Annotated in this window: 17 protein-coding genes, 4 tRNA genes and 1 other annotated feature; of the genes, 20 read left to right on the forward strand and 1 reads right to left on the reverse strand. The window is 41.7% G+C overall.

What is annotated here, in order from left to right; translation table 11 throughout:
• Positions 1–146 precede the first annotated feature (146 nt).
• The 11 genes from rplM to PKC96_03190 all read left to right on the forward strand — a co-directional run bounded on the left by rplM (position 147) and on the right by PKC96_03190 (position 9,836).
• Positions 147–599 carry a 50S ribosomal protein L13 gene (gene rplM, locus PKC96_03140; GenBank protein ID HMM00325.1) on the forward strand — a complete coding sequence of 151 codons (453 nt, stop codon included), beginning with the start codon at positions 147–149 and terminating at the stop codon, positions 597–599.
• Positions 600–601: 2 nt separating this feature from the next.
• Positions 602–1,003, forward strand: a complete 402-nt coding sequence (rpsI, locus tag PKC96_03145) for a 30S ribosomal protein S9 (protein ID HMM00326.1) — start codon at positions 602–604, stop codon at positions 1,001–1,003.
• 92 nt (positions 1,004–1,095) lie between these two features.
• A complete protein-coding gene (locus tag PKC96_03150; protein HMM00327.1) occupies positions 1,096–2,343 on the forward strand; it encodes an MFS transporter in 1,248 nt (415 codons plus the stop codon).
• A 134-nt stretch (positions 2,344–2,477) separates the two neighbouring features.
• Positions 2,478–2,987, forward strand: coding sequence for an NAD(P)H-dependent oxidoreductase subunit E (locus PKC96_03155; protein HMM00328.1), 510 nt, complete (start codon positions 2,478–2,480; stop codon positions 2,985–2,987).
• Between the two features lie 52 nt (positions 2,988–3,039).
• A complete protein-coding gene (gene nuoF, locus PKC96_03160) occupies positions 3,040–4,956 on the forward strand; it encodes an NADH-quinone oxidoreductase subunit NuoF (protein HMM00329.1) in 1,917 nt (638 codons plus the stop codon).
• Between the two features lie 11 nt (positions 4,957–4,967).
• Entirely contained in the window at positions 4,968–6,758 is a 1,791-nt protein-coding gene (locus PKC96_03165; GenBank protein ID HMM00330.1) for an NADH-dependent [FeFe] hydrogenase, group A6, read from the forward strand.
• Between the two features lie 141 nt (positions 6,759–6,899).
• Positions 6,900–6,976, forward strand: a tRNA-Ile gene (locus PKC96_03170).
• Positions 6,977–7,029: 53 nt separating this feature from the next.
• Positions 7,030–8,409: an MATE family efflux transporter gene (locus tag PKC96_03175; GenBank protein HMM00331.1), complete on the forward strand. Its 1,380-nt coding sequence runs from the start codon at positions 7,030–7,032 to the stop codon at positions 8,407–8,409.
• 67 nt (positions 8,410–8,476) lie between these two features.
• A tRNA-Val gene (locus PKC96_03180) sits at positions 8,477–8,551 on the forward strand.
• A gap of 3 nt (positions 8,552–8,554) precedes the next feature.
• Positions 8,555–8,630: transfer RNA gene (locus tag PKC96_03185), tRNA-Thr, on the forward strand.
• 549 nt (positions 8,631–9,179) lie between these two features.
• Positions 9,180–9,836 carry a Pr6Pr family membrane protein gene (locus PKC96_03190; protein HMM00332.1) on the forward strand — a complete coding sequence of 219 codons (657 nt, stop codon included), beginning with the start codon at positions 9,180–9,182 and terminating at the stop codon, positions 9,834–9,836.
• Between the two features lie 177 nt (positions 9,837–10,013).
• Here PKC96_03190 and PKC96_03195 read toward each other — a convergent pair whose 3' ends face one another.
• Positions 10,014–10,520 (reverse strand): GNAT family N-acetyltransferase, encoded by a 507-nt coding sequence (locus tag PKC96_03195; GenBank protein ID HMM00333.1) that lies wholly within the window; start codon positions 10,518–10,520, stop codon positions 10,014–10,016.
• A 222-nt stretch (positions 10,521–10,742) separates the two neighbouring features.
• On the opposite strand from PKC96_03195, the gene PKC96_03200 reads away from it, so the two are divergent.
• From PKC96_03200 to PKC96_03240, 9 genes are all read left to right on the forward strand, one after another.
• Positions 10,743–12,227: an aldehyde dehydrogenase family protein gene (locus tag PKC96_03200; GenBank protein HMM00334.1), complete on the forward strand. Its 1,485-nt coding sequence runs from the start codon at positions 10,743–10,745 to the stop codon at positions 12,225–12,227.
• A gap of 155 nt (positions 12,228–12,382) precedes the next feature.
• Positions 12,383–12,621: a binding site (T-box leader), on the forward strand.
• 36 nt (positions 12,622–12,657) lie between these two features.
• On the forward strand, positions 12,658–13,668 hold the full coding sequence (locus PKC96_03205; GenBank protein ID HMM00335.1) for a methionine ABC transporter ATP-binding protein: 1,011 nt from the start codon (positions 12,658–12,660) through the stop codon (positions 13,666–13,668).
• Positions 13,649–14,311: a methionine ABC transporter permease gene (locus PKC96_03210; protein ID HMM00336.1), complete on the forward strand. Its 663-nt coding sequence runs from the start codon at positions 13,649–13,651 to the stop codon at positions 14,309–14,311. Before PKC96_03205 ends, PKC96_03210 begins: the two co-directional genes overlap by 20 nt.
• 18 nt (positions 14,312–14,329) lie before the next feature.
• Complete coding sequence (locus PKC96_03215) at positions 14,330–15,136, forward strand: MetQ/NlpA family ABC transporter substrate-binding protein (protein ID HMM00337.1); 807 nt, start codon at positions 14,330–14,332, stop codon at positions 15,134–15,136.
• 132 nt (positions 15,137–15,268) lie between these two features.
• A tRNA-Leu gene (locus tag PKC96_03220) sits at positions 15,269–15,353 on the forward strand.
• Positions 15,354–15,539: 186 nt separating this feature from the next.
• Positions 15,540–16,895, forward strand: a complete 1,356-nt coding sequence (locus tag PKC96_03225; GenBank protein HMM00338.1) for a hypothetical protein — start codon at positions 15,540–15,542, stop codon at positions 16,893–16,895.
• A gap of 151 nt (positions 16,896–17,046) precedes the next feature.
• Positions 17,047–17,928, forward strand: coding sequence for a LysR family transcriptional regulator (locus tag PKC96_03230; protein HMM00339.1), 882 nt, complete (start codon positions 17,047–17,049; stop codon positions 17,926–17,928).
• Between the two features lie 99 nt (positions 17,929–18,027).
• Positions 18,028–20,010: an alpha/beta hydrolase gene (locus tag PKC96_03235; protein HMM00340.1), complete on the forward strand. Its 1,983-nt coding sequence runs from the start codon at positions 18,028–18,030 to the stop codon at positions 20,008–20,010.
• Positions 20,011–20,025: 15 nt separating this feature from the next.
• Positions 20,026–23,133 (forward strand): Ig-like domain-containing protein, encoded by a 3,108-nt coding sequence (locus tag PKC96_03240; GenBank protein HMM00341.1) that lies wholly within the window; start codon positions 20,026–20,028, stop codon positions 23,131–23,133.

The raw sequence follows: 23,133 nt of genomic DNA on the forward strand, positions 1-23,133 counted from the left end.
ATTTAGGCATAAGGGCGAATTTAGCAAATATTCGCATTTATAAAAGATTTTGATTGACTTATATTTAGAATAAATATATATTTGTCAGTGGCACAATCTGCCTAATAGTAGTCCCGGTAAGAGTACTGTTTGGTAAGGAGGATTATATGCAACGTCAAACAACTTTAGCAAAACCGCTAGAAGTCGTTCGTAAATGGTATGTCGTCGATGCAACCGACAAACCACTCGGCCGTCTAGCTAGTGAACTTGCCCTTGTTTTAATGGGAAAAAACAAGCCATCTTATACTCCCAATGTCGATTGCGGTGATTACGTCATCGTTATTAACGCAGAAAAAGTCGCCTTAAGTGGTGATAAATTAACTGGTAAAAAATATTTCAATGCCAGTAAGACCCTCGGCCATCTTCGGACCCGTTCAGCGGCGGAAATGATCGCTAACTATCCAGAAGAAATGGTAGAACGGGCTGTTTGGGGCATGCTTCCCAAAGGCCGTTTAGGTCGTCAGGTCGCGAAGAAACTCTTTGTTTATCGGGGAGCCGATCATAAGCATGAGGCTCAACAACCGGAAGTTCTTGAACTTCGTTATTTAGGAGGTAAATAATCATGGCCGCGAAAAAGAAAACCGTTCAATATTACGGAACCGGTCGGCGTAAATCGTCAATCGCCCGTGTCTATTTAGTTCCCGGTAAAGGTGAAATTACCGTCAATGGTCGTCCCGTTGATCAATATATGCCTTATGCCACGCTGGTTATGGATTTGAAGCAACCATTAACTCTCACCAACAATCTTGATAAATTTGATGTTGATGCCACAGTTACTGGCGGTGGATTTACCGGACAGGCTGGCGCGATTCGGCTTGGCATTGCCCGGGCTCTTCTTGAAGCCGGAGCCGAGCGCTCAAGTTTAAAAGTCGCTGGTATGTTAACCCGGAATTCCCGGAGCAAAGAACGTAAAAAGTACGGTCTTAAAGCTGCGCGTCGGGCACCACAATTCAGCAAGCGTTAATCGCTTATTGTTATTGATGACACAAGGCCTTTTCTTTACGAGAAGGCCTTTTTTATTTTTGGTAGAAGACTTATAATTTCGAAGGTAACAATATGAAAAAAGCAAAGATTAATTCAGCGACGCGTACAGCCCTATTTTTTATCCTTATAATGGGAATTGTCAGCCTTCTAAGCGATATGACCCATGAGGGGGCAAAGAGCATTTATGGTGATTTTTTAAGATTAAACGGAGCCTCATACTTTTCGATATCGCTTATATCAGGGCTTGGAGAGTTTTTAGGATCTTCGCTTATCTTTGTTACAGGCTACATTGCCTCGCGGACAAAAAAATATTGGCTGATGACCTTTATTGGTTACGCGATTAATATGCTGGCGATCCCAGCACTGGCCCTGGTAATGCCGGGAGGCTACATTTGGGCGGGTGCCTTGATTATCGCTGAGCGTATCGGCAAGGCGATAAGAAAGCCGGCTAAAAATACGATGGTGAGCTTTGTTTCACATAAAATGGGAGTCGGCAAAAGTTTCGCCATGCTGGAAGTTCTGGATCAAATAGGCGCATTTTTAGGCCCGGTTATGCTGACAGGAGTGCTTCTTTTGTCAAAAAACGAAGATACTTTGACCGGGTATCGTCTTAGTTTTCTCTTTTTGCTTATTCCGGCAATACTATGTTTAATTTTTCTTTTTATCGCCCGAATCAAATATCCGAAGCCGGAGGATTATGAGACGGCGGAAGAAGTAAATAGTGAAGAGCAACTTGCCGGCAAAAATAAACAAGTATTCATTATTTATATTGTGGCCTCTTTATTGAGTGCAATCGCCTTTTTAGATTTTCCGTTGATTAGTGCATATATCAGCGACCAAGGATATCTGTCCGCCGAATATTTACCTTTGGCTTATGCCTTTGCCATGTTAATAGACGCAGTGGGCGCGTTTATTTTTGGCCTTCTTTTTGACCGATTTGGCATTCGTCTTTTACCCTATGTTTCTTTACTTGGAGTTTTGCTGACACCCCTAATTTTTCTCACCCATAGTTTAGGATCAGTGGCTGCCGGTGTTGCCATCTGGGGACTGATAATGGGCGCGAACGAAAGTGTGTTAAAGGCGGCAGTGGCAACGATTGTTCCAAAAGCAAGAAGGGCTTGGGGGTACGGACTTTTCGAGGGGCTATATGGCATTGCCTGGTTTGCTGGTTCAGTCTTGATCGGCTTATTAATTGAGAAAAGCATCACTTGGATGGTCATCTTTTGTGTGGCGGTTTCGCTGTTGGCGACAGTATTTTATTTCATGTCCGCGTATATCGATAGCGGTAAAAAAATAACGAAAGAAAAAATCGATGGATAATATAGACGACTAAACTATGAAAAGCGGCAAAAAAGCCAAACGAAAATAAAAAAATAAAGTAAATCGGTATCAAAATACCTTGAAAAAAACTCTCCAAATATTATGCTATTAGTAGATATTAGGGAGCTTTTTTTATGGCAAAAAATAATTCGATTATTGCGGACAATGATCCCCGGTTTAAAGACCTTGATCATTATATTGATTCCATTAGTGACGAGGAAGGGACAAATCTAATTGTTCTTCAAAAAGCGCAAGGCATTTTTGGCTTTCTGCCGATTGAAGTCTTAAAGCACATAAGTGACTACAAGCATGTTCCGTTAAGTGAACTCTATGGGGTGGCAACTTTCTATAGTCAATTCACCTTAACTAAACGCGGGAAGCACACAATCTCTATCTGCTTGGGAACCGCCTGCTATGTACGCGGAGCTCAGAAGGTGCTAGATAAGGTTAGGGATATTTTAAAAATTGAAGTCGGGGAAACCACCGAAGACGGGCTTTTTACTTTAGAAAATGCCCGTTGCTTAGGCTGCTGTGGGCTGGCTCCGGTGATGATGATTGATGAGCAAGTGTATGCTAATCTAGTCGATTTAGAGAAAATACCGGGCATTCTTGATAAATATCGGGAGGAAGAAGTCAATGAGTAAAATAATGAATCGCACGGATTTATTGGCGATAAAAACCGCAACTTTAGCCAAAATGAATGCCGGCAACCACTACCGGGTTGTCGTTGGAATGGCGACCTGCGGACTTTCGGCCGGGGCAAACTACGTCTATCAATCAATGAAAAAAGAGGTCGAGAGTCTAGGATTGACCAATGTGGATATTGAAGTAACCGGATGTATCGGTTCCTGCACATATGAGCCGATTGTTGAAGTTTTTTGCCCCGGAGAGGAAAAAATCTCTTACATATTCATGACGCCGGAAAAAGGTGTACAAGTAGTGAAGAGCCATTTTGCTGGTCACAAACCGATTTATGAGTATACTCTCCAAGGCTACCAAATGGCGAAAGCCTTTGAAGAAGAGCTAAGTTTGGATAAGACAAACATTGCCCTTTCCTCCCTTGACGAAAGCGAAATGGAAATGGATGACATCCCGGCGAGCGAACCATTAATTCGCGATTTAAAGGTTGATTTAGACATTACGCATCTACCTTTTTATGCGAAACAAAAGCGCGTTGTTATGCATAATTGTGGTTTGATTAACCCGGAAGACATCAATGAATATATTGCGATGGATGGGTATTTTGCCCTGGCTAAATCACTGTTAGAACTAAAACGGTTAGAAGTTATCGATATCATCATGGCCTCAGGTTTAAGAGGAAGAGGGGGCGCAGGATTTCCGACCGGTGTTAAATGGAAATTTGCCTATCAAGAACCAGGTGACGAAAAGTATTTTATCTGTAACGCCGACGAGGGGGATCCGGGCGCTTTCATGGATCGTTCGCTTCTCGAGGGCGACCCCCATTCAGTTATTGAAGCAATGATAATCGCTGGGTATGCCATCGGCGCCCATCAGGGATATATTTATGTGCGAGCGGAGTATCCAGTTGCGGTTAAGCGGCTTAATATTGCTCTTGATCAGGCCAAAAACATGGGATTACTGGGAAAGAATATCCTCGGCAGCGGCTTTGATTTCAATATTGATATTCGGTTGGGAGCCGGGGCTTTTGTCTGCGGTGAGGAAACGGCCTTAATTGCTTCAGTGGAAGGTAAGCGGGGCATGCCCCGCAATAAGCCACCTTTCCCCGCCCACAGTGGTCTGTTTAACAAGCCAACAATTATTAACAATGTCGAAACTTTAGGCAACGTGGCACAGATTATTCTAAAAGGAGCCTCGTGGTTTACCGCGATGGGGACGCAGAAGTCTCCAGGAACAAAAGTGTTCGCTCTAGGAGGAAAAATAACCAATACGGGTTTAGTGGAAGTGCCAATGGGGATTACGTTGCGCGAAATTATCTATGATATTGGCGGAGGGTGTCCCAATGGCAAAGAACTAAAGGCCATCCAAACAGGAGGGCCGTCCGGAGGATGCATCACCACGAAATACTTGGATTTACCGATTGATTTTGACAATTTAACTTCTATCGGTTCAATGATGGGAAGCGGTGGAATGATTGTTATGGACGAAGATAACTGTATGGTTGACATCGCCCGTTTTTACCTTGATTTTACCGTAAGTGAAAGTTGCGGAAAATGTACACCTTGCCGCGAGGGAACGAAGCGTCTATTGGAGATAGTTACCCGCATCAGCGAAGGAAAAGGCAAACTTAGCGATATTAATCTTTTGGAAGATTTAGGTCAGCATTTAAAGGACACGGCTCTTTGCGCCCTTGGACAAACGGCTCCCAATCCGGTTCTTTCAACTTTGGAAAATTTTAAAGACGAATATTTGGCTCACATCGTCGACAAACGGTGTCCAGCGCACGTCTGTAAAAAACTTTTAGGCTACGAAATCACGGATGATTGCCGCGGATGTACCAAGTGTGTCCGTTATTGCCCGGTGCATGCAATTACCGGCAAACCTCTAGCCAAGCATCATATTGATCCCGACCTTTGTATTCGCTGTGGGGCATGTTTTGAAGGCTGTGCCTTCCATGCCATCGTCGTTAAATAGGAGAAATCATCATGGAAGAAAACATTGTAAATATCACTATCAATGGTGAGCCCGTCATCGCAAAACGCGGGGAAAAAGTTTTAGAAGCGGCCAGAAGAGCGGGTTACGATATTCCGACCCTTTGTTTTTTAAAGGGAATTAATGAAACCGCCAATTGTCGGATGTGCGTGGTTGAAGCAGATATAAATGGACGGCCGATGCGGGGCTTACCCGCATCATGTGCCCTGGAAGTGGCGGAAGGAATGAATATCCGTACCAATACTAAGCGCGTTCGGGAAGCCGTTAAGATGAATCTAGAGTTAATTCTTGCCAATCACAATCGGGAGTGTGTAAGCTGTGCGCGAAGTGGCAATTGTGAATTGCAAAATTTATGTGAAAAAATGGGTGTCGACAAAATTCGTTTTGAAGGCGAACATCGCCCGATAACCATCGATAATTTTTCGCCTTCTATCGTTCGCGACACATCAAAGTGCATTCTTTGCGGCCGCTGCGTAAGCACTTGTCAAAAAATCCAAAGCATGGGAGTTTTGGCTTATACCAAACGGGGATTTAAAAGCGAAATTGGCCCCGCTTATGAGTATTCTCTAAATGAAGTTGACTGTCTTCTTTGCGGCCAATGTGTCGAAGCGTGTCCGGTAGCGGCCTTAAAAGAAAAAGATGACATCGATGCCGTGTTAGAAGCGCTGGAGAATAAAGACCAACATGTCGTAGTTCAAGTTGCTCCCGCGGTACGGGCGGCCTTGGGGGAATGCTTTGGACTACCGATTGGATCCGATGTGACCGGAGAATTATATACCGCACTTCATCGGCTTGGATTTGCCCGCGTTTTCGATACGACATTTGCGGCAGATTTAACTATCATGGAAGAGGCGACGGAACTCATTAATCGGATCACGACCAAAGGTCCGTTACCGCTTATAACTTCCTGTTCGCCCGGATGGATTCGTTTTGCGGAATTCAAGCATCCGGAACTTTTGAAAAACATTTCTTCATGTAAGAGTCCTCAACAGATGATGGGGGCGGTTATAAAGAGTTATTATGCCGATAAAATGCAACTTGATCCGAAGAAAATTGTTTCCGTTTCCATTATGCCCTGCACGGCGAAAAAGGCTGAAGCGCGACGTAGTGAAATGAAAAACGACTTAGGCCTCGCCGATGTTGATTATGTCTTAACCACGCGCGAACTAGGGCGTTTAATTAAACGAGCGGGTATGAACCTACTGGCGCTTCCAAAGAGAAAACCCGATCCGCTTCTCAGTGAATATAGCGGAGCCGGGGTTATATTTGGGGCAACCGGTGGTGTAATGGAAGCGGCTTTAAGAACGGCAGCGGACATATTAACCGGTCAGAATTTGCAAGCGATTGAGTATCAAGACTGCCGCGATTTACAAGGGGTTAAAGAGGGCTCGGTCACTATTGATATGAAGGGGCAGCCGTTAACAATCAATTATGCAATTGCCCATTCAATTGGCAAAGCGGAAGAACTTCTAAAACGCGTGCAAAACAAGGAAAAGACATATCATTTCATTGAAATTATGGCCTGTCCGGGAGGCTGTGTTAACGGGGGAGGACAGCCAATAGTAAGCAGTATCCGACGCGACGAGATTAATCCGGCCGAATTGAGAGCGAAAGTCTTATACCGGCAAGATGCGAATATGCCACATCGAAAGTCGCACGAAAACGAAGAAGTTAAGGCGCTTTATCGTGACTATTTAGGCGCGCCCAACAGTGAGTTGGCTCATATTTTACTTCATACGCACTATGCGAAGAAAACCCGGTACCCATCAAAAAATAAAGACTGAACCATAAATTGACGAGCTTGATTATCGGGCTCGTCTTTTTTCGTAAATTAAAACCGGAAAAGTTTCAGGATAAGGGTTATTTTTCCTTGCATTTTGTAAGTGTCTATATTATATTATTAAAGCGCGCAAGCGTGCGAATGCGGGCCTTTAGCTCAGTTGGTTAGAGCGCACCCCTGATAAGGGTGAGGTCGATAGTTCAAGTCTATTAAGGCCCACCATTTGAAATTTGCCCAGAGATGTCCACTTCTCTGGGTTTTATTTTGAAAAAACTATGAGAAAATTTTTACCCAACCGCGTCTTTATAAAACGATTCTTTCAAGTGGCGGTGCCAGCAATGGTCCAACAATTGATAACTTTTGTCGTGAGTTTGGTCGACACAATGATGGTCAGTGGACTTAGCAATAATGCCGTTTCTGCAGTATATGCTGTCAACCAGATCAGTTTTCTTTATTTCGTTATTGCCGGGGGCTTAGTGGCTGGTGCGGGCATTTACATTCAACAATTTTATGGCAGCAAAGACTATCCTCGCTTGGAGGAAGCCCATCGCTATAAGCTTATCATCGGCATCATCGGTCTAGCGATAATAATTCCTTTATGTTTTATTTTTGGCCGTTACTTAATCGGCTTTTACGCCCGTAATGATGATGCGCGCGACCTAGTGATGCTGGATGCGTTAAAGTATGCACCTATTATATATTTGTCCTATGTACCATATGCCTTTACAGTGGCTTATGCCACTAGTTTTCGTGAGATTGGGAAAACCCATTATCCGATGATTGCCAGTGCAGTCGCTCTGGTAGTCAATATTGTCGGCAATTACATATTTATGTATGTTTTATCACTCGGTGTTTATGGGGCGGCGATTGCCACATTGGCGGCGCGAGCCTTGGAGTTAGTTGCCACTTTACTATTGGCGCAGAAGGAAAAGATATTTTCTTTTAAAACAGTATGGACTTCCTTTCATATATCAAAGCCGATATTGACGCGGGTAAGCAAGAAGACAGCCCCCCTTTTACTCAATGAAGTCCTTTGGGCGGTCGGTATGATTATTCTATCTCTAGCCTATGCTCAAAGAAGCAATGTATTAAGCGCCCTAAGCGTGATTTCAACGATGAGCAACCTTTTCTCAATTGTCTTTTTGGGCCTGTCGGTTGGAATATCGGTTATGGTCGGGAATACATTAGGGCAAGGAGATGTTGAAGAAGCCAAGAATAATGCCTATAAATTGATATTTTTGGGTGTGGTTATCGGATTAATAATCGGCGCTTTATTCATTATTTTCTCTGGGGTTATTCCTCTTCTATTTGATGAAGTAACGCCCGAGCAGAAGGCTCTGGCTAGCCAGTTATTGATCGTCTATGGCTGCTTTATTCCTATTTTTGCAATCGCGGTTTGTTGCTTTGTCATTCTTCGAACGGGAGGCAAAACACGATTGATCCTTTTACTTGATTCTTTCTCTATGTGGATCATTACCGTCCCGATGACATGGCTTATCGTCTTATTTACACCCCTACCTTTGGTGTGGATTTATGTCCTTGTTCAATCAGTTGATTTATTGAAGTCGGCAGTCGGTCTGATTTTACTTAAAAAGAGTAATTGGGCAGTCAATCTAACGACCGATTTTAAAAATGACGTTGAAATGGTTGCCTAGTTAATAATCCTTACCGATATTTGTTGAAAAGCGCACCCTCTTTTGCTATATTAATTAAGCGAGTTAAGGGCACTTAGCTCAGTGGGAGAGCGCTTCCTTCACACGGAAGAGGTCGGGGGTTCGAAACCCTTAGTGCCCACCATTCGCCGACGTAGCTCAATTGGCAGAGCAATTGATTTGTAATCAATAGGTTGTTGGTTCGATTCCGATCGTCGGCACCATAGATAGCATTAAAGACTCCTTGTGGGTCTTTTTTACTTTAATTATTGCCTGTAGGTAAAATTTAGAATAATTTACGCATATTATTACTGAAAAACTCATGGATGGAAAGCACATATGTCGGTACTGATTATCCAAATAATAAGTCATGCTTTCCCATCATGTCCTCTAAAGGATATGTTTAGGGACAATGGGACACTTTTAAGTGTTTCCTCAAAAAGTGTAAGTTTATTTGTTCTCTTATGGCATTATTTGCCAAATAAGTCGCCTTAAAAGGGACATTTTGCTTTGTATGAGAAAAATGAAAATAGAATATTTTAAACAGTTATGGTTCGCGTTTAAATATAAACTTTCATAATAACTGTCGTTCCCAATCAAAAAATAGTTTTTTATTGATTACAAATAGTTCCTTGGTCTAGCGATTATCAACAAATAATTATGAATAAAGTCTTATTTACAAGCAATGACGCTTTTAGATACAATTATAAGTAGTTAAAGTGCCGGATAATTCATAGACAAAACACATAATCAACAACAAGGAAAACAGTAAAATGGCAAAGAAACAAATTATACTTATTGTAAGGTTTGCTGAAGTCATAATTAGTTGGCTGGGGATAATAATTAGCCTGGGCATTTTTGAAGGAAAACTGCGCGGCAATATGCTCCTTTATTATACTAATCAGAGTAATATTATCTGCGCGGTAGTTTTTACCGCCCTTCTGATTTATACTCTCAAACACTATCGACAAGACAATTATCAGTCGAGTCCGTCTTTAACCAGAATCACATTTCTAGCAGCGATTTGGATTACGGTAACAATGCTTGTTTACTGGGTGATGCTGGTTCCCTATATTGCTCCCGATGTGGCCTATAATTTTTTAAATATCGTGGTTCATGCCATCGTGCCCATTTTGATGATAGGCGAATATCTCTTTTTCTCATTAAAAGGGTCAGTTACAAAATCGGATCTGCTGCTGTCATTATCCTTCCCTTTTATTTATCTCGTATTTTCATTTATTGTCGGTTTTGGAAATATTTTCACCTATCAATATTCCGGAGGGGAAACTACGCGATTCCCCTATTTCTTTATGGATTATGATAAAGTCGGTTTATGGATGATTGCATATATCCTCGCCTTGTTTGCCTTCTTTTTTGGAATCGCATATTTGGCGCGAATTTACAACATCAAAAACAAAGGCATCAAATAAAACCGCTTAACGACAATTATTAATCAATTAAAAACATATGACCGAGGATTATTTTATTTACCGATCACTTGATATTGGCAACGTTGCATTATTTGTTTAGCAAAAACCGCTTCTAAATAAGAAACTAGGAATCGTTTCCACCCTTTATAAGGGCAAAAATAAAAAGAACAACATTTTTTACTTCAAACTTTTTAAATACTCAATACTGTTGATAGAGTAGTAAAAGTAGTTTTCCGTTTCTTTTATTTTATAGAAGTGAAGATGCTCAAACATATTAACGGAACGCTCATTTTTCTTCTTCACTTTGGCTACCAATCGTTCGATTCGCCAGGTTAGGAAAGTTTCGCGCATAATCATTTTAATTGCTTCTTTCCCATATTGTTTACCCCAATTCTTTTCCTCACCAATGGCGATAACGATTTCATAAGTGTGCCGATGATGAATGGTAAAAAGATTTAAAAACCCGATGCAGCCCAAGTTTTTTTCATCAATAAGAAAAAAGCGCCCATCCTGATTTAAATAGTAGGTCAAAAGATCGCTTTGACCACTTTCGATAATGCGGTTTAGCGAGTAAATAGAATTAATATCTTCATTCAAATATTGAGTGATATTTTTGTTTTCTAACCAGCGAATTATATCTATGGCATCGCTTTTTTTAACTTCCAGCCGAAGAGAAATGTTCATGGCTTTTTCCTCCTTACCTTGCGATAAAACGAATAAAGCCTTTTAGATAATCTCTACCGGTTCTTTAACTTCGGCAGTATTTTAGCATAGTAAAGCATGATTGACAAATTAAGATCAGAAAAGAAAAAATGAGAGGGCGAGCGTCTTTAAGCATTTGATTTGCGCAAACGACATCACCTTCATAAAATTAAAGTGTGCTTATACCACAGGAGGTAAAAAGTAATGGAAGTAAAATTTAAAAATCAATATCAACTGTTTATTAATGGTAAATGGCAGGATGCCAGCGACAAAGCTTTAATTAAAGTCTACAATCCGGCGAATGGGGAATATTTAACCTCGATAGCCGATGCCAGTAATGAAGATGTCGACCTGGCGGTGAAAGCCGCGCAGGAGGCGTTCAAAACCTGGAGTAAGACCACTCCGGTTGAACGGGCGACAATTCTAAATAAGATTGCCGATATAATCGATGCAAACCGCGAATTACTCGCCACCATTGAGACGATGGATAATGGGAAACCGATTCGTGAAACTATGAATGCCGATATACCTTTAGCTGCCGATCATTTCCGCTATTATGCGGCGGTCACTCGTGCGGATGAAGGGGTGGCAACCATGCTTGACAACAATACGATGAATGTTATTTTAAGAGAACCAGTCGGAGTTGTCGGGCAAATTATCCCCTGGAACTTTCCGTTTTTGATGGCGGCATGGAAACTTGCCCCTCTTATTGCGGCGGGTGATGTTTCAATATTAAAACCATCTTCAACGACTTCGTTGAGTGTTTTAAAACTTATGGAATTAATTCGCGAAGTTATTCCCAATGGAGTTATAAATGTTATTACCGGCAAAGGCTCAAAGAGTGGCGACTATTTAGTGCATCATGCCGGCCTTGATAAGTTAGCTTTCACCGGTTCGACTGAAGTTGGAAGAGGAATCGGTTTAGCCGCGGCGGAAAAAATCATCCCTTCCACTTTGGAATTGGGTGGAAAATCGGCAAATATTTTCTTCCCAGACGCCGATTTGGACATGGCCTTAGAGGGAGCACAAATGGGCATTCTTTTCAATCAAGGTCAAGTTTGTTCAGCCGGCTCAAGAATTCTTGTTCATCAAGATATATATGACGAATTTGTAAATCGTCTTGCCGAAGCCTTTAAGAAGGTTAAAGTTGGCAATCCCCTCGACGCAAATACGCAGATGGGAGCTCAAGTTGACGAACGGCAACTAAACAAGATTCTTGGTTATGTTGACATTGGTCAAAAAGAAGGAGCCCGTGTTTTGGTCGGCGGACATCGTTATACGGAAGGTGAAGCGGCTAAAGGCTTCTTTATGGAACCGACACTTTTGGTTGACGTCAAGAACTCAATGCGCGTGGCTCAGGAAGAGATATTCGGTCCCGTAGGTGTGGTTATTCCTTTTAAGGACATCGATGAAGCAATTGCCATTGCCAACGATAGTGACTATGGACTAGCGGGTGGGGTATTTACGCGCGATATTAATACCGCGCTCAAAGTCGCTAGGAGTGTAAGAACCGGAAGGATGTGGGTTAATACCTATAATTCATTCCCAGCCGGAGCTCCGTTTGGCGGTTATAAAGAATCAGGAGTTGGCCGCGAGACGGCTAAAGTGGCTCTCGATCACTACAGCCAAACGAAGAATATAATTATTAATCTTGCGGAAAAGCCGGCGGGAATGTTCGTAAAGAAATAAGTTGATTTATAAGTCCTTAGACAGAATTGTCCGGGGACTTTTTTTTATCTAATATGCTTTTTTAAAAATAACAGCAATAAATATCGATAACGCTTACAAAATAATTTTTTCGTTTTCTTATTGCACCACAAAAAGTTTTTTGTATAATGAAAACTATAGAAGCGACGAATAGGAAGAGTAATTAGTTTAATCTTTTCTAGAGAGTCCTCATTCGGTGTAAGAGGATATTGAGAGAACTAACGAACATGGCCTAGGAGCTAGAGAAGTGAAAGCAGTAACTTTTCTCGGGAGTGCCCGTTATAGCATCGGAATATGATAGTATTCATTGAGGTTCGTAGTGTAAGCTGCGGATAAAATAAGGTGGTACCACGAGAATTTAACACTCGTCCTTATGGAGGGCGAGTGTTTTTTTATACTCGCAGAGGTGCGCATGCCAGTATTAGAAGTAAAACATCTGACCAAAAGTTTTGCCGACGGAAGCGGGCGCTTAGTAGTGCTTAACGATGTCTCTTTCAGCATAGAAAAAGGTGAAATCTATGGTGTTATTGGGGCCAGCGGAGCGGGTAAGTCGACACTCATTCGCTGCCTAAATTTACTGGAGCGACCGGACAAAGGAGAAGTCTGTTTTGAAGGGATTAATTTACGCGATTTAACAAAGGGAAAATTACGGGAAGCACGTAAGCGAATAGGCATGATTTTCCAAGGCTTTAACTTGCTTAATCAAAAGACGGTCGCGGAGAATATCGCCTTTCCTCTCGTGCTTAAGCACGTACGGAAAAATGAGCGTCATACTCGAGTCCGCGACCTGCTCAAGTTGGTCGGATTAGAGGATAAGGCTGATCGTTATCCGAGCGAATTAAGCGGCGGACAAAAGCAACGTGTAGCCATCGCGCGCGCCCTGTCCAACTATCCGAGTGTATTGTTATGCGATGAGCCTACCAGCGCTCTTGACCCAGCTACCACTGGCGAAATTCTTAGCCTTATTCGTTCAATAAACGAGCAAACAGGCATTTCGGTGGTAATCATTACCCATCAAATGGAAGTGATTGAAGCTATCGGAGATCGAGTGGCGATAATCGATCAAGGTCAAATTGTAGAGGAGGGTCCAGTAAAGGATATATTTTACTCACCAAAATCAGCGGCGGCCCAAAAGATTATTCTCAAGCATCAAGCGGATATGCTTCCTCGCAACGAACCATTTTGGCGTTTGGTTTTTCATGGGGATATCCTGCAAGAGCCATTAATCGCCACCTTGGCCCGAGAGGTGGGCGTCCACCCCAACATCTATAGTGCCGATATCAAAACGTTGCATGATGGGGCGTATGGAGAGATGGTTTTAACTTTTGACATCAAAGACGACCAAAAAAAGATCGCCGATTTTCTAAATGAACGGAAGATTCACTTCATCAAGGAGGAAACATATGGATCCAAAAATAATTAATTTAATTGGCAATGGTATTCTCGAATCGCTATACATGACGATTGTTTCGACTCTAGCCAGTTATTTGATTGGACTTCCCTTAGGAATTATACTGACTTTGACCAACGGCAAAAAAGGACTCTATCCTAATAAAGCCCTCTATCGCGTGTTGGATGTTATTATTAACGTCGGGCGTTCTGTTCCCTTTTTGATCTTAATGGTGGCGATTATACCATTAACCCGACTAGTCGTCGGGACAGCTATCGGTGCCAGTGCGACGATTGTTCCGCTTACGGTGGCCGCAATACCTTTTATTGCTCGCCTGGTGGAGCAGTCGCTTGATGAAGTGGAACATGGTGTGATTGAAGCAGCCGAAGCTATGGGAGCAAGTCCCTGGCAAATAATAGTTCACGTTTATTTAAAAGAGGCGATGCCAAGTTTAATCTTGGGAGCGACGATTGCGCTTACTACCATTCTTGGCTATTCGGCGATGGCAGGATTTGTCGGCGGCGGTGGTTTAGGAGCGATAGCCATCAACTATGGGTTCTATCGGTATGATAAACTTATTATGTTGGTTACGGTTGTGCTATTGGTCATCATCGTCATTGTTTTTCAAAATACTGGGCTGTGGATCAATAAAAAATATGACCATCGCCATCAATAAAATTGAAAGGAAAAAAGTATGAAAAAAACTGTTTTATTTGCTTTATTATTACCGCTTACTCTAACTTCCTGCGGAGGAAGAGATTATCTGCTAAAAGACGGTCAAACAGAAATTACAGTAGCGGTATCTCCAACCCCTCATGGAGTAATTATGGAGAGAGCCGCTGAAATTTTGGAAGAAGAGGGTTACACGGTTAATATAAATGTCTTCACTGACTATGTGCTTCCGAACTTAGCTACCGAATCAGGAGAGGTTGCGGCCAATTACTTCCAACACTTGCCTTACCTTGAAGATTTCAATAGAAACAATAAGACGCACCTCGTATCAGTGGTAGCGGTTCATTATGAGCCACTCGGCATATATGCTGGAGCAAAGAGTGATCTTGGAAGTGTTGAAAGCGGCGATACAATTGCCGTGCCCAATGACACGACGAATGAGGCCCGGTCTTTGCTTCTACTTGAAGCTCAAGGGTTGATTACTTTGAGACAGGGAGTCGGACTAGAGGCTACAAAATTAGATATTATCGATAATCCACTCAATCTCGACATTGTGGAATTGGCGGCCGCTCAAATAACCAATGCTCTTCAGGATGTTGATTTTGCGGTTGTCAACGGCAATTACGCCTTGGCCGCCCACCTTCCTTCCGCGCTTGTTTTGGAAAGTAATGATTCATTAGCGGCAACAACTTATGCCAACTTACTGGTCGTAAGAGATGGCAATCAAAATCATCCCGCGATTAAGGCTTTGGCGGACGTTTTGACCAGCGAAGCCATCAGAGACTTTATCGTTGATACCTTCGGTGACGCGGTTGTGCCTATCTTTTAAAAGCCTTTAAAAATGATACCCCAAATCTATTACTGATAGAAGCGGGGTATTTTTTTTATAGATTGTTGATATGTTAGAAGAATATCGCTATAATTAAACCCGCTGAATAAGGTGGTCTATTTTCAGCCCTATGCTCTGATGGCGGAACTGGCAGACGCGCTAGACTTAGGATCTAGTGGGGAAACCCGTGCAGGTTCGATTCCTGTTCAGAGCACCAAAATGAGTGCTTGATTACTGGGTAATCATACAATAAAGTGCAAAGCCCCAAGAAAACATAAAATTCTTGGGGCTTTTGCTTTGTATAAAAGAGTATCAAAAGCTCCCTAAAAATTAATTTATAAGCGTTTATCAACAAGTATAATACTTTATTTTTTTATGATATTATTTAGATACTGGTGACAAAATGAAAAATAAACGCAAGAGAATTATCTGGACGATACTAGGTGTTTTCGGAATATTTATTTTGGTCGTTGGGATTACGGCAATGAGTACATACGGGCTCATAAATGCAATGCCGCTAAATCAAACTGGATTTAGTTTAGAATCTAATGTCACTATTCATAAGAGTGAAGCTTCAATGAATGGCTCTTGGTGGGGGCATAACCAGAAAAAAATGGCGAGTATTGGCAGTACTGTTTTTTCTTCCGAACTCCACAATGAAAACTATTTTTCTTTCCCGGAGAGTGAAGAGCATCCCAATACGGCGAGTCTCAACTATTTTGATGGAACGAAATTTATCACATTTCAGGAAAATATACCGACGAGAAATGCTCCTAATGTCATAACGGATGAAACTCGTAACTTGGTATATTATTTTGCGATTGCTCCCAAAGGAGAACATGGTCTAGATAGTCCTTGGTCCAACTCGGCGATGCAAAACTATACCATGATGTACGTCTATGATTTTGAACCTGTGACAAAGCGGATAACTCTCAACCGAGTTGAAGAAATAATTCGTCCTGATTATTTTGAAAATGGCCAAATTCGGGCGGGCGTGGACATGGATAGAGATGGTAATATCGCTTTTGTCTATGGAACATATGACAAGAAAATTGAGGTATATTTTTTTGATGTCAACCAAGCATTATGGTCACATATGACATATACCGGTTTAGAAGATGGAATGATGTATGCTTATGTTGAAATGAGTAGTCTTAGCAAATTTGATGTTTTGGTCGAAGAGGATTATTCCGATCTAGAACACCCAAATTCAATGTACTTTTATACAAAAATGTTTTCTTATAATGAAGGCATTTGGGCAGAAAAAATGATTGTAGATTATCGGGATCATCCCAATGCCGATTTTATCAATAATACCCATTTTGTTGAAAACAGCAGTTTTGCCCAAATTGATAATGTTTTTCATATCATTACTGTTTCTTTAAAAAGTTATGCCGATGAAATAAAATATTTTCAAATTGAAAATGGTGAACTTACGGAGAGAAAATTACCTTTTGGCAATGGCAAAGCGGAGTATAAGATGGTTCGGGTTATCGAGGTAAACGGAAATATTTTCTTTATTACGATAAATGATTTCGGGCAGCTGACAATTTATGATAATAATGGCACCAAACAATTTCAAATTGGTTTTTTGACTTGGAAAACATTTCGCATATATGCCCATTCATTTGGAACAAAATTAGCGGTAATGACCTTTCCCAGCAGCAGTGACAAAAGCAAGAATGATGATACTTTTTCACCTAATGGCTTTGGATATGAAACAATGAGGGCCAAGTTCTTTCTTCTTGAAAAGAAATAATTTGTTTGTCTGTTTTTAACTTTAGAATAAAGTTATATATGTCTGCTGACTTAAAATCCTTTTTTTATGTTTTCCTTTGTGCTAAAAAGATTGTGAAGTAATCGACTTTTTTCGTCAATCATGGAAGAAAGTCGTTGAAAGGAAATTGCATATGACCTTTTTACAGATGAAATACTTTATTGCTGTATGCGACAATGGTTCACTTAATCTTGCCAGCAAGCAACTCTTCATTACGCAACCAGCGCTCACTAATGCGATAAATCAATTGGAGAAAGAGTTCAATCTTCAATTATTTAATCGAACAAACCACGGGCTTACCTTGACAAATGAAGGGGAGTTTTTCTACGAAAAAGCTAAGTCTATAATTGAAGCGACATCGGAACTTGAGAAAGATCTCGATGGCTTATCCAAACAAAAATATACGATTCGAATCGGTGTTCCCCCCATGATAGGCTCATTCCTATTTCCCAAAATATACAGTGGCTTTATGCAGGAGCATCCCGATGCCAAGTTTGAAATTTGGGAAGAAGGTTCATTGAGCATCCGGAAGAAAATTCAGAATAAAACCCTCGATATTGGTTTTTCGATTCTTAATGATACGCATAATGAACACTATAAGAAAGAAGTCATTTTGGAAAGTGAATTTTTATTCTGTGTTTCAAAGGATAATCCGATGGCCAAGCAGGCTGTCTTGACCGTTCAAGATATAATCGACCAACCGATTATTCTCATGAAGGAAGGATTCTACCAAAATCAACTCATCAATAATATGTTTGCTGACTTCAACAAGAGTCTGAACATCATTCTTGTCTCCTCGCAATTATCGGTTATCCGAAACTTTGTCAAAGCAAATGCCGGAGGGGCCTTTTTGATGAAAGAATTGATTGATCAAGATGATAATTCGATTATCGGCATCCCTTTGCAGGAGCCGTTGAAATTAACCATCGGTCTTATTTGGCAAAAGAATGCCACGCTTCATAGCGGAGCTATAGAATTCATCAAATATCTTAAAGCTTTCAAAAAGCAGTTATAAATAAAATTTATACACTATAAGAATGAAAAACGCCTTTTTTTGTAAAAGAGGGCGCTTTTTATTTTCGCTTGAATATAATTAGTTTGAGGGAGCGCTTACATGGAAAATAATATAAATACGAAACATCCCGTAAAAAAGTTTTTAAATAAGATGGGAAAACCGGGAATATGGACAACTATTCTTTTGGTTATCATTTTTATTTCATCCTTTTTTGCCAGTATGATCCAAAGCAATTGGGGATCAGTTAAGGTTAACACAGTTTATTTTGAAGCTCGGGACAGTCAGGTCGTGGCCTACGATATGTATACGCCGAAGACCGCAACAGAAGATAATAAGGCGCCTTTAATCGTCATTATTCCCGGCTTTCAACGGTCACGGGAGACCCAGGGACATCTAGCCATTGAATTTGCCCGCCGCGGCTATGTAGTCATCAATATTGATCCCTACTCACAGGGCGACTCAACCTCTTCGAAAGGGACGCAAGGCTCCGCCATAGCAACGATTGAAGGATATGGTTCTTTTGATTTGATTGATTACATCTATGATAACAGCGAAGTATATCCATTTATCGACAAAACGAAAATTGGCGTTACCGGTCATTCCGCCGGGGGTAATGCCGCCTATCAAGCGGCCGTCCATTTTGGTCAGGAAGCAGTTAACAACAACGGGGTTTCGAAAGTTAATTCGGTTTATATATCCGGTTATGTAATTTCGATTAATTCCTCGATTGCCTACTCCAAATCCAATATGGGAATGGATTATGCCCTTTATGATGAAGGAGCGTTTCGGAATCAAGAGAATCCGGATGCCCCGGCCGGTTATAGCAAATCGGATATGTCTTGGGCAGTTGAATCGCATACTTTTGTTAATTCGGGATTAGAAAAAGCCGGGTTACCGACGATTCCAAATTCGGAGCAAGTGGAAATTGGAAGAATATACGGTAATCCCAATTTAAAGAATATGCGGCAAGTTTTTAACACCAAAGTCATTCATGCGTTTCAGCCTTATGATACAAAGGCAAATACAGCGATGATTGATTTCTTTGAAGTGGCGATGAATTTCTACAATGATTCAATTGCCCCGAGCAGTATGGTGTGGATATATAAAGAGGTTTTTACAACAATCTCCTTAATCGCCAGTTTAGGAATGATCGTGCCAATTGCAATGCTGTTTTATCGCATTCCCTGGTTTAAAAAAAGCCGGCAAGCGCCGATTTATAACACAAAGAAGAGAAGTTGGGGAAGCATTGTCAACTATTTGGTGGTATTTGCAATTACGGCGACATTTGCGGCTTTAACCTACCTTCCGAGCGCCAAAATGACGCTGACGCTATTCCCGGAAGCCAGCGCCTCACAGAATACTTGGTTTTTTCCGCAAAGAATGAATAATGCGGTTGCGGTTTGGGCGGTTTTGTCGGGAATATTTGCCATCGGTGTTTTCCTGATAAGCCAATACTTGAATCGCTATATCCACAAGCGTTTTGATCATATTGAGGTCAGTCAGTCCAAAATGATTGAAACATGGGGAATCAAAACCGGTTGGGTTAATGCCCTAAAAACAATAATTATTGGTGTTGCCGTTGCTGCTGTTTACTTCGGAATACTGATGCTCATATTTGCAATTTTCCATGTTGATTATCGGTTGCTGTTCATTATGGCCGCCCGGCCACTTAATGGTAAGGTGCTGATTCAATTATTGATGTACTTTCCTTTATTCTTTATATTCTATCTATCAAATTCCATTCGCGTTAATGGCGGGCAAATGCGGGGAGCCTTGCCCGAGTGGGCAAAGTTGGCTTTAGCCGGATTAATGAATATCGCTGGATTAACCATTATTCTTCTAATTCAATATATTACTTTTGTGAGAACGGGAACAATTGCTTTTACCGAACTCCCCGACGGAACCACCCAATGGCTTTACGTCAACATTCTCTTTACTCTAATTCCAGTGATGTTCTTGATGCCTTTCTTCAACCGTTGGTTCTATAAGGTATCGGGCAATTCCTATTTAGGTCCAATTATTATTTGCATAATCTTTGTCATTATGAGTCTAAACAACTCAGTGGCATATATTCCATTATAAGGAGGAAACCACATTATGAAAAAAATAAGTTTCAAACCAATTTGGAGTCTACTTGCCGTGCTTACGTTAGCGTCTTGCGGTGGCAAAGGAACAAGCTCGCAAGGTAATTATTTTATTGTTTCTTTTGATACTGGAAGCGGCGGTACGGTTATTGAATCACAGTCGATAAGAAATGGTGGCTTGGTCACAAGACCAAATGATCCTGAGCGGCCGGGCTATGTGTTTGCGGGCGACTGGTTAAATGGCGATTTCCCGTGGGAATTCGATGTTGACATAGTGACAAGTAATTTAACGCTTGTGGCTGAATGGCTCGAACTATCAAGTAGCCCAAGTAATATATCCGTTACCGATGAACCATTTTCCTCAATTCTCACCTGGCGGCAAACGGAAGCCCAAAATCAAACTTTCGTTGTCGCGCTGAAACCGGTGGATGGGGCAAATTATACGGTTATTGAAGGCGATATAAGCGTTGATACGAGTGATGAACTTAACACTGTTACCTTTACTCCGGACGTTATTCCCGAAGGCGGAGCCTACTATGTAAAAGTTTCATGCGGTGGGGAGGAAGTTATCAGTGATGAATTAATTCTATCGGGCGAGGGATTGCCAGCTAATCCATATATCGTTGATGAGATAAGCGATATTCAAGCAATATTATCGGATACGACCCATACATATGACGACAAGAATTATTTACAATATAATGATATTGCTTCAACAATAACTAGTCCTCTTGAAATATCTAATAGTTTAAAATCAACATTTTCCGGTCAATATGATGGAGGAAATCATAGCCTTTCATTTACTGGCAATGGCGGACTCTTTCATGAAATTACAGCGACCGGTGCTGTCAAAAATCTTGTCATCGATTCCACAACGCAATTATATGCGTCGGAAGCAAATACCTATCCAATTGGAGCTATAAGCGATATTAATAATGGATTAATTGATAACGTCACATCGCGCGCATTACTGGAGGATAATCACCTTCAAGGCGACCTGCCGGTTTTTGAAGCAGTAGATACCGCCGATCACTCAACTGGTGCCGGGGGACTTGTCGGCATCAATGGTAGCAGCGGAATTATTCGCAATGTAACCATATCCGGTTCAGGAGCAGTTAAGGCTGGACGAGGAATCGGCGGGGTGGCGGCCTATAATATGGGTTTGATTGAACATGCCACGGTTACGGCGACTCTTCCTGCGGGAAATCAAGCCAATTCGGCCAAATCATCAAACACCTACTCTTATGCGGGCGGCATTGTCGGTTTTAACTTTGGAACCATTCAATATGTTTCCGTTTCCGGACGAGTTTTTGCTCAAAGTGCTTATGCCGCTGCCGGCGATGGCAATGAAGGTAAAAATATCGGCTTTGGCGGAATTGCGGGTTATAACGAAGGATTGATTTCTAACGCAGCCTTTGCTAGATCAATGTCCTCCAAGGAATTTATCGCCAAATCCCGGGCAACGGAACTAAGCGATGCCGCGAATAATTTGGGCGTTGCCTCAATTCATGGCGATATGTATGTCGGAGGCATCGCCGGCATAAATGCGGGAGAAGTTTCATCGTCTTATGTGGGCGGCGCGCTTATCGGCGGTCGCGATTACGTCGGCGGAGTTTCCGGCTTAACAACGGCCGGTTCTAATATTCATAACACTTATGTTTTTGCCGAAGTGGCTATTAAAGATGATGGCGGACTGAAAGTCACATCTGCTAATACGAAGACAACCGCCACAACCTATGCGATTGCTTCCAATGGCTACGATACCAATACGACCTTTGCTAAAGACTTGCTAAACAGCGAAAGCGGAAGCACTTGGATTCCAGGTGATGTTGCCAGTCCCGCCTTACCATCTTTTACAGCCGATGATTGGAGTTTGGTCGGTAGTCAATTTACGGAAAATGGAACCTTGTTATGGCAACAGGGAGCAGTTACTGGAGTCAATATTACTTTAGAAACGCTCGCTCTTCCCTTTGGACAACAGACAACCCTAGAATATAGCGTTCTTCCGTCTTCGGCACCTGATCAATTAACGGTTTGGACATCTTCAGACGATACGATCGTTGAAATCGTCGGCGAAGGAATCATTAAAGGAATTGGCGTTGGCAGTGCAACCATTACCGTTACTACTCGCGATGGTGGGTTTACCGATTCGATACTTGTAACCGTTGAGGATTATATTCATATCGCCGAAGTAAATGTTTCCTCAGAGATAACTTTGCCGGAGCCGAATAATTCAGCGGATCGGCCTGAAATCGAAATTGGGACAGTCTTAAACTTTACAGTGGAAATTCTACCTGAAGACGCTGATTATCAAAGCTATGTTCTTGATTCTTCAAATTCTCGAGCCGTTGTTAATGGCAATGAAGTGGAGTTTGTTTTAGGAAGTGGCGCTGGTAATGTATCGATAACAATTAGTTTTGAAGACTCATCATTCCAAGATCTCGAATATCGGTTTAAAACTGTCGCCGCTTCTATTCCCCCCGTGGATACACCAATTAGCGAGGTGGTTGTAACCTCTGATGAATATCAATTGCCGACGGTCAACAATTCGGAAGACCGAAAAGAAATTGAAGTTGGGACGATGTTTACACTTACAGTTAATATCGCTCCCGAAAATGCCAGTAATAAAAATTACTCTGTCGTTTCATCGCAGACAGGAAGAGCCACCGTTGATGGCTTAACGGTTTCGGTTATCGGCGTAGGGAATTTTTCGATTAAAATCCTTTTCGAAGACACTTCAGTTGGTAGTTCCGGATTATTGGAGTATCGCTTTTTAGGAATCAATGCTCCTACTCCCGAAGGGCTAGAATATGCTGTTTCTTCACCATCACTTGAGGGTTTAGGCTATGCTCTTCCCTTGGCAAATGGAGGAGCGGAGACTAAAGTAACGTTAGAGGGAACACCAACTTTCTCAATTCTAGTAACTATTACTAGTGGAGAGGTTACGACCTTTAATGCCGATTCATCAAATACGCGGGCAATCGTTACTTATGAACTAATAGATAGTGTTTATGTTGTAACCGTCGACCCAGTTGAAAGCAATATTGGCGCGTTTACTATTACAATTAACATTGATGGAACTGAATATAATTATCGCTTTGGTAGCACCGCTATCGGTTAA

It is taken from the genome of Bacilli bacterium, from assembly GCA_035326105.1.
Lineage (GTDB): Bacteria > Bacillota_I > Bacilli_A > RFN20 > CAG-826 > UBA7706.

Bases quoted from the DNA above. Each gene is read 5' to 3' on its own strand.
- PKC96_03210 (HMM00336.1), top strand. From the start codon at position 13,649: ATGGATCCAAAAATAATTAATTTAATTGGCAATGGTATTCTCGAATCG.
- PKC96_03205 (HMM00335.1), top strand. From the start codon at position 12,658: ATGCCAGTATTAGAAGTAAAACATCTGACCAAAAGTTTTGCCGACGGA.
- PKC96_03195 (HMM00333.1), bottom strand. From the start codon at position 10,520: ATGAACATTTCTCTTCGGCTGGAAGTTAAAAAAAGCGATGCCATAGAT.
- nuoF (HMM00329.1), top strand. From the start codon at position 3,040: ATGAATGCCGGCAACCACTACCGGGTTGTCGTTGGAATGGCGACCTGC.
- PKC96_03235 (HMM00340.1), top strand. From the start codon at position 18,028: ATGGAAAATAATATAAATACGAAACATCCCGTAAAAAAGTTTTTAAAT.
- rpsI (HMM00326.1), top strand. From the start codon at position 602: ATGGCCGCGAAAAAGAAAACCGTTCAATATTACGGAACCGGTCGGCGT.
- PKC96_03240 (HMM00341.1), top strand. From the start codon at position 20,026: ATGAAAAAAATAAGTTTCAAACCAATTTGGAGTCTACTTGCCGTGCTT.
- PKC96_03215 (HMM00337.1), top strand. From the start codon at position 14,330: ATGAAAAAAACTGTTTTATTTGCTTTATTATTACCGCTTACTCTAACT.
- PKC96_03190 (HMM00332.1), top strand. From the start codon at position 9,180: ATGGCAAAGAAACAAATTATACTTATTGTAAGGTTTGCTGAAGTCATA.
- PKC96_03175 (HMM00331.1), top strand. From the start codon at position 7,030: ATGAGAAAATTTTTACCCAACCGCGTCTTTATAAAACGATTCTTTCAA.
- rplM (HMM00325.1), top strand. From the start codon at position 147: ATGCAACGTCAAACAACTTTAGCAAAACCGCTAGAAGTCGTTCGTAAA.
- PKC96_03230 (HMM00339.1), top strand. From the start codon at position 17,047: ATGACCTTTTTACAGATGAAATACTTTATTGCTGTATGCGACAATGGT.
- PKC96_03225 (HMM00338.1), top strand. From the start codon at position 15,540: ATGAAAAATAAACGCAAGAGAATTATCTGGACGATACTAGGTGTTTTC.
- PKC96_03165 (HMM00330.1), top strand. From the start codon at position 4,968: ATGGAAGAAAACATTGTAAATATCACTATCAATGGTGAGCCCGTCATC.
- PKC96_03200 (HMM00334.1), top strand. From the start codon at position 10,743: ATGGAAGTAAAATTTAAAAATCAATATCAACTGTTTATTAATGGTAAA.
- PKC96_03155 (HMM00328.1), top strand. From the start codon at position 2,478: ATGGCAAAAAATAATTCGATTATTGCGGACAATGATCCCCGGTTTAAA.
- PKC96_03150 (HMM00327.1), top strand. From the start codon at position 1,096: ATGAAAAAAGCAAAGATTAATTCAGCGACGCGTACAGCCCTATTTTTT.